The 1758-nt window shown below is 69.7% G+C and carries 2 protein-coding genes; both read right to left on the bottom strand.

What is annotated here, in order from left to right:
- Positions 1-16: 16 nt before the first annotated feature.
- Positions 17-1024 (bottom strand): multiple monosaccharide ABC transporter substrate-binding protein, encoded by a 1008-nt coding sequence (gene chvE / locus AWW66_RS32035; RefSeq protein WP_425413320.1) that lies wholly within the window; start codon positions 1022-1024, stop codon positions 17-19.
- 316 nt (positions 1025-1340) lie between these two features.
- Positions 1341-1758, bottom strand: a 418-nt coding sequence (locus AWW66_RS32030; RefSeq protein WP_169807212.1) for an RICIN domain-containing protein, incomplete at its 5' end; no start/stop codon positions are given.

Here is a 1758-nt window from a genome sequence, read left to right as displayed (position 1 = left end):
CGGGCCCGGACGGCGGTCAGCCCTTGGCCCGACCCGCGGCGACCTCCTCGGCCGTCCAGTAGCCGGAGTCGACCAGCTTCGCCTGGATGTCCTCCTTGTAGACGGTCTCCACCGGCAGCAGGTACGACGGCACGACCTTCACCTTGTTGTCGTAGGTGGTGGTGTCGTTCGCCTGCGGCTGCTTCTCCTGGAGGAACGCCTCCGCCGCGATCACGGCCTGCTCGGCCAGCAACCGGGTGTCCTTGAAGACGGTGGAGCCCTGCACCCCGTCGTTGATGAGCTTGACCGAGGCGATCTCCGCGTCCTGGCCGGTCACCACCGGGATCTTCTTGCCCGCCGTGCCGTACCCGGCGTTCTGCAACGCGGTGATGATGCCCCGGGAGATCCCGTCGTACGGGGACAGCACGCCGTCGACCTGCGTACCGTCGTTGTAGCTGGAGGTCAGCAGGTCCTCCATCCGCTTCTGCGCGGTCTCCTGCTGCCACCGCAGGGTCGCGGCCTGCTCGATCCTGGTCTGGCCGGACTTCACCACCAGCGACTTGTCGTCGATGAACGGCTTGAGCGTGTCCATCGCGCCGTTGAAGAAGTACTGCGCGTTGTTGTCGTCGAGCGAGCCGGCGAAGATCTCGATGTGGAACGGCCCGGTCGCGGGGCCCTTCGCGTCGTCCTTGGTCTTCAGGCCGAGCCCGACCAGCAGCGCGGTGGCCTGGGCGACCCCGACCTTGTAGTTGTCGAAGCTGACGTAGAAGTCGACGTTCGGGCTGTCCAGGATGAGCCGGTCGTAGGAGATGACCGGGATCTTCGCCTCGGCCGCCGCCTGGAGCTGCCCGCTCAGCGCCGTCCCGTCGATCGCCGCGACGATCAGCACGTCCGCGCCCTGGGTGATCATCTGGTCGATCTGCTGCGACTGCGTCGGGATGTCGTCGCCCGCGTACTGCAGGTTGACCTGGTACCCCTTCGCGGCCAGCTTCTCCTTCACCGAGTTGCCGTCGGCGATCCACCGCTCGGAGGTCTGGGTCGGCATCGAGACGCCGATGGTCAGATCCGTCGCGTCCTTTCCGCCGGTGTCACCGCCGCCTCCGGCACCCTCACCACTACAGGCCGCCAGGCTGAGTGCCAGGACGGCACCGCCGAGCGCTGCCAAGAACTTCCTGCCCACAGGCTTCCCCTTCCCCGGACGAGTGCGGTCAGCCAGACCGAACTGTGCTCGCGGCCTTAGTGTTAGCGCTCACATCGTTGATGGTCAACACGAGCCCTGCAATCCAGCGGTCACGTTCTCGTAACGGACGGACCGGCGGCGGGCGGTCGTCCGGATCGGACGGCGCTCGGGGTGGGCGCCGTCAGACGAACCGCCAGCGCTGGTGGTCCGCGCCGTCGTCGTCCCAGATCACCACCGGCGCGCCCGGACCGGTCGAGCCGGCGGGCACGGCGAGCACCCGCCCGCCGCCGACGCACTGGATCCGGAAGTACCCGTCCGGGTCGTGGCGCAGCCGCCACCGCTGCTCGGCGGCGCCGGTGTCGGGCCACTGCCCGACCCGGGCGCCGTTGGCGCTGCCGGCGGTCGCCACCCCGAGAACCCAGCCGGTGCGGGCGTTGCGCAGCCGCAGGTAGCCGGTGGTGTCCACGATCGCCGTCCAGAGGTGGTCGGCGGTGCCGGGGTCGCCGTGCGCGACGACGAGAACGCCCTCACCGGGGGGCCCGGGCTGCACGCCCAGCACCAGTCCACTGGCGAGGTTCTGGATCCGGCGGGCGCCCCGG

Origin of the sequence: Micromonospora rosaria, from assembly GCF_001567585.1 — a bacterium.
GTDB classification, from domain to species: Bacteria; Actinomycetota; Actinomycetes; order Mycobacteriales; family Micromonosporaceae; genus Micromonospora; species Micromonospora rosaria.
Note: the sequence above shows the minus strand (reverse complement) of the source record. Positions and strands in the feature narration are given on the sequence as shown.

What these genes read in the sequence shown, in the direction of transcription:
- chvE (WP_425413320.1), bottom strand. Translation starts at nt 1,024, where the DNA reads ATGCCGACCCAGACCTCCGAGCGGTGGATCGCCGACGGCAACTCGGTG.